This is a genomic window from Nonomuraea sp. NPDC005730 (assembly GCF_040630865.1).
Taxonomy (GTDB): Bacteria; Actinomycetota; Actinomycetes; order Streptosporangiales; family Streptosporangiaceae; genus Nonomuraea.
In genome coordinates this window covers 1-4,845 of sequence record NZ_JBEXYK010000131.1, presented here as the reverse complement: position 1 = coordinate 4,845, position 4,845 = coordinate 1, and the positions used below count along the sequence as shown (strand labels likewise).

General features: G+C 71.4%; 3 protein-coding genes. All 3 read right to left on the bottom strand.

What is annotated here, in order from left to right:
• The coding region (locus ABZ444_RS51265; protein ID WP_358012664.1) for an AMP-binding protein at positions 1-2,184 on the bottom strand (2,184 nt) is incomplete at its 3' end.
• Positions 2,185-2,218: 34 nt separating this feature from the next.
• Positions 2,219-3,253 (bottom strand): TauD/TfdA family dioxygenase, encoded by a 1,035-nt coding sequence (locus ABZ444_RS51260; RefSeq protein ID WP_358012662.1) that lies wholly within the window; start codon positions 3,251-3,253, stop codon positions 2,219-2,221.
• 8 nt (positions 3,254-3,261) lie between these two features.
• A partial coding sequence (locus tag ABZ444_RS51255; protein ID WP_358012661.1) for a condensation domain-containing protein occupies positions 3,262-4,845 on the bottom strand: 1,584 nt, incomplete at its 5' end.

Sequence of the window (4,845 nt, the reverse complement as noted above, 5' to 3'; positions counted from 1 at the left end):
GAAGATCTGCCCGGCATGACCCACCGGCACCGGATCCAGACGATCATCCAGCACATGCACCTCGACACCCGGAACCGGCGACCCGATCGGCACCGGCCCGATGTGCGGATCGTCCGGCGTCACCTCGTGGACGCAGCAGCCCACCACGGTCTCCGTAGGGCCGTACTCGTTGACGATCCGCAGCTCCGCGTCGCCCTCCCTCCATGCCTCGACGGACTCGTACGTCAGCTGCTCCCCGCCCATGACCAGGACGCGGGCGGCACCGGCCAGTTCGCCGACCTGAGCCGTCCGGTTGATCGCGGTCAGTGTGGACGGCGTCAGTTTGAGCAGGCTGAGCCGCGGCCGGCCCCTGAGCACCTCGATGAGCGGATCCACCCGGCCCAGCCCGCAGCTCCCGGACAGGAGCGTGACGGGCTGGCCGGCCACGAGCGGCACGAGCAGGCTGGTCACCGTCAGGTCGAACGTCACCGGGGAGTCGGCGACCGCCCCGCTGAGCCCGTCGGTCACATAGCGTCCCGCGGCGAAGGTGACGTAGTTCGTCAGACCCGCGTGGGTCACCATCACGCCCTTCGGCCGGCCGGTGCTCCCGCTGGTGTACATCACGTACGCCAGGGCGGCCGGATGCGGTGGGGCGCACTCGGGCGCGGTCGCCTCTCGTATCTCCCCGACGTCGAGCGTGATCCCCTGGTGGCCCGGGACGGGGGCGCCATCGGTGACGCAGATGCCCGGCCGCGCGTCACCGATCACGTACGCGGTGCGATCGGCCGGGTGCGCGGGGTCGAGCAGGACGTAGGCGGCGCCGGCCCGCAGGATGCCGAGCATCGCCATGACCAGGTCGGCGGTCCGCGGCAGATACACGCCGACCAGATCACCCGGGCCGGCACCCCTGTCGAGGAGGGCGGCGGCCACGGCGCGGATCCCGTCGGCGAGCCGGCCGAACGTGGTCGCCGGTCCGCCTGGCGACAGGATCGCGGGCTCGTCCGGGCACCGGTTCGCGCGGTCGAGGACGAGGTCCGCGATCGTTCCCGTGGGGAGGCCGGTGACCGGGGGGTTGAACGCCGCCCGCTGCTCCCGCGCGCGTTCCGACATCAGGTCGAGGCGTCCCAGCGGGGTCGTCGGCCTGGCCAGTGCGTCGCTCACGGCCTGACGGAACTGGTCGGCGATCTCGGCCGCCGGCGCCCGGTCGATCGCATGGTGGTCGGCGGTGATCCGCATCGCCACTCGGTCACCCGTCCGGACCGCGGACAGCCGGAGCGCGTGCGGCTCGCCCGCGTCGACGAGGCCGTCCACCTGCCAGGGGGGTGGCACCGTCACCATGCTGAAGGCGTACGGCCACGGCCGGTCCCCGAAGTCCAGCGCCGCGTGTTGCGCGCGGAGCGCCTCCCAGTCGGCGTCGATCACTCGTACGTCGTCCGCCGAGGTGCGCGTCCCGTCGTACGGGGTGAGGAGCGGGAGGTAGCGGGCCAGCGGCCCGGCCGCCGCCGCCAGGCCGGCCTGGTCGCGGCCGTCCACCGCGACGGCCACGGGAACCGTGCATCCCGCCATGCGGCTCAGCACGGTACGCCAGCAGGACAGCAGGAGCGCCGCCGTCTCGGGCCCCTGCCACTCCATGTCCGGCAGGTCGATCACGGCGAGCGCGCGGACGGCGGCTTCGCGTACCGCCAGCCGCGACGCGGCGGTGGCCAGCAGCGGCCCGGTCACGCCGAGCACCGAGTCGGCGGCGGACCGCCCCTCCTCGTCCAGCACCTCGTGCAGCCACTGCGCGAGATCGGCGTACTGCGGCCGCTCGCCCGTCAGGTCCAGCTCGGACAGGACGAGGAGCAGGGTCGGCTCGTCCGCGCACCAGGTGGGGGCGGACAGGAAGAGGAACTCCGAGGTGCGCGCGGCGACGAACCCGCCGTGCTCCACCGCCATGGCCATCTCGCTCCTGGACAGCGCGTCGCGGTCGCCGTCGGGGAGCACCCTGAGCACCTGGTCGGGAACCGTCCCGATGATCTGTGCCGACTCGGCCATCCCCGGCAGCGCCCGCAGGGCGGTGCGGAGGATCTCGTGCCTGGCCACGACGTCGCGCAAGGCTCCGCTCAGCCGCGCGGTGCCGAGCCCGGCGGGCAGCCGGGCGCGGAGGTGCACCACTGGCGGCTCACCCGCGAAGCGGCGGGCGTGGGACAGCGAACGCTCCTGCATCGGAGACGATCGAAACGCGTGAACCGCCGCTTCCTCAGACATCCACCGATTCCTTCACCAGCTGATCCGCACTGAAAGGCTGAGCCATGGTCACCAGCAGCCGCCGGGAGCCGGTGTACGGCACGCGGCCATGGGCGACCAGCATGTTGTCCACGATCAGGACGTCCCCGCGTTCCCACGTGAACGCGAGCGCCTCGGCCTCGTACGCGGCCCGCAGTTCCGCCAGCACGTCGGGTTCGAGGTCGGAGCCGTCGCCGTAGTAGGTGTTGTTCGGCAGGCCGTCCTTGCCGTACTCGGACAGCAGGGCGTCGGCGACGGCGGCCGGCAGGGACGAGACGTGGAACAGCACCGCGTGGTTGAACCAGGTGAGCTCACCCGTGCGCGGATGCCGGACGATGGCAGGCCCGACTCTGCTCAGGTGTAACCGGTCGCCATGCCAGCGGTAGGCGTAACCGGCGGCCTGGCACGCCTGCTCCGCCTGGGCCCGGTCGTCGGTCTGGAAGACGGCCCGCCAATCCAGTCCGAGGCCGCCTCCGAGGTTGCGCACGTAGCGCACGCCGCGTTCGGCGAACCTGGCGCGCACCTCCCGGCCGAGCCTGGCGAGCACTCTGCGGCAGTCGGCGATGGGCGTCTGACCGCCGGTGGCCGCCGGTGTGAGGCTCCAGAAGATCAGCCGCAGCGGCCAGGTGTGCGCGTAGGAGTTCTCGCAGTGCAGGGGGATGTGCTCGCTCGCCGGATACTCGGTCGAGGTGTAGACGCGGTCGTGGACCGCTGTTCTGGGCGTCGACCGTTCACGGTATTCCAGCGGCTCGCCCGCCGCGACGGACACCAGGTCCTGGAACCGCTCGGCGGATGACAGGTCGAAGCCGCGGAAGAGCACGGCGCCGTGCTCGTCGAGCCAGCCGTCGAGCCGCTGCCGGTTCGCCGCGGCCCATCCGGTGAGGCTCACCCCCGGCGTGCTCGGCCGGACGAGCGGGAGCCTCCCGTCGCAGCCCGGTACGGTGGACAGGTCGATCGGGTCGCCGTCGGGCAGTGCGCGGCGCCGGTGATCGGAGAATCTCTGCGTCATCCCGTCTCCTACGAATGGGTGCTGAAGATCGGCTTTCGCCGGGTCGCACCGGGGTCGGCGCGGACCACTGCCGCTCTTTGCCGGTCGAGCCTGTGCGCCTCGGCGACCAGCTCGTCCACACGGGCGTCGGGTCGTTCCATGATCTGGTCGAGGATCGTCCGGTAGGCGCGGATCAACCTGCGGATCTCACCGGCGCGGTACAGGTCGGTGCTGTACTCCCATTCCAGGACGTAACCGCCCTCCCGCCCGTCGATGGGATCGGCGGGCTCCCTGATGCCGGTCACGTTCAGATCGAACTTGGCCGACTCCCCCGCGAGGTACTCCACGCGGCCGGCCAGGCCGGGGAACTCCAGCGTCGGCAGCGGGGTGTCGTGGAAGGCGAAGGAGACCTGGAAGAGCGGGTTGGCACGCACGTCCCTGGCCGGCGCCAGCTCCCTGACCAGGAGCTCGAACGGGTACTCGGCGTGGTCGAAGGCGCCGAGCACCGTTTCCCTGGCCCGGCCGAGCAGGTCTGTGAAGGACGGGTTCCCGCCGACGTCGAGCCTGAGCACCAGCGGGTTGACCATCATGCCGAGTACGGGCTCCAGCTCCCGGAGCGGCCGGTTGGCCGAGCTGGATCCGATCACGACGTCGTCGGTCGCGCCGAACGCCCGGCAGGTGACGGCGAACACCGTGTACAGGGTCACGAAGAGGGTGGTCTCGTGCTCCCTGCCGAGGCTGGTGAGACGCTCGCACACGTCCGGCGCCAGACGCAGCCGCTCGACCGCGCCGCGTACGCTCGGTTCCGCCGCTCTCGACCGCTCTCCCAGCAGGTTCAGTGCCGGCAGCGCTCCGCCGCTGAGCTGCTCGCGCCAGTAGGCGAGCTGGTGGGCGAGATGACCGTGCTCGACGAGCTGCCGCTGCCACAGGGTGAAGTCCCCGTAATGGACCTCCAGTGGCGGCAGGTCATGCGGTCGTCCCTCGCTGAACGCCCGGTAGATGGCCTTGAGCTCGGCCAGGAACAAACCGATGGACCAGCCGTCGTGCACGAAGTGGTGCTCGACCTGGAGGAGCACGTACTCGTCGTCGGTGAGTCTGGCCAGCCGCCAGCGGAACAGCGCTTCCCTGTCCACCTCGAACGGGACGTTGAACTCGGCCAGCAGGTCGTCCAGCCGCTGCTGCCGCCGCTGCGGGTCGAGGGCGCGCAGGTCGAGGACGGGCAGCTCGACCGTCCACGGGCGGCCGACCCGCTGCAGCGGCCTGCCGCCTTCGACGTGGAACGACGAGTACGCGATCTCGTGCCTGGCGATGATCTCGGTGAGCGCCCTGGCGAGCGTGCGCGGGTCGAGGTCGCCGCGCCAGCGCACCGCCAGCGACACGTTGTAGGCGACGGAGTGGGGCGACAGCTCGCTCAGGAACCAGATCATCTCCTGCGAGTACGACAGCGGCAGGTCGAGCTCGCCCCGTTCCCTGGGGCGCACCGCGGGGATCGGGTGTGCCGTGGAGGCGTCGTGCCGGTCGATCGCGTGGGCGAGGGCGGTGATGGTGGGAGTGTCGAAGATCTGCCGTAACGGAAGATGAACACCGAAAGCCTGCCTGATCTCAGCAGTGGC